This is a genomic window from Acinetobacter sp. LMB-5, assembly GCF_001541635.1.
Taxonomy (GTDB): Bacteria; Pseudomonadota; Gammaproteobacteria; order Pseudomonadales; family Moraxellaceae; genus Acinetobacter; species Acinetobacter pittii.
The window spans coordinates 1-442 of the sequence record NZ_LRDR01000073.1 but is presented as its reverse complement, the minus strand read 5'-3'; the positions used below and the strand labels follow the sequence as shown (position 1 = coordinate 442).

Sequence of the window (442 nt, the reverse complement as noted above, 5' to 3'; positions counted from 1 at the left end):
GGCGACCATCACACTAGAGCTGATTGGGGATGCGACCTATCAGTCGTCAACGCTATCGTACGAAGTGACGGTCACTGCCGTCTCGGATGCATTGCTTGCAGCATTCATTGAAGCGCTGCCTTTGCTTCGTAAAGCGAAAAACAAATTCGGCTTCTCATCAAAAATCCATCTTGCTCCAGGTATCTTGCACAAAACAGGCGCGGCCTCGTTAGCGGTTGCGGCAGTAAAACCTATTCGCGGTGTTTGGGTGGGCGATATGCCGGAAGATATCAGCACCACAGAAGAAGCGTACGCCTTTAAGCAGCAGTTCGGTGATGAACGCTACATGCCATGTTGGCCACGTCCTCTTGTTATTCAAGATGACGGCTCGACCCAAGTGGATTGGTTTGCGCCGTCATTGGCGGGTCTGATTGCGCAAGTCGATCGCAACGGCACAGGTGAC

General features: G+C 52.5%; 1 protein-coding gene. It reads left to right on the top strand.

All coding sequences use genetic code 11. From position 1 onward, the window contains the following. Window positions 1–442 (top strand): hypothetical protein (locus AW165_RS19850; protein WP_212823927.1); only part of this gene is annotated, 442 nt, incomplete at both ends.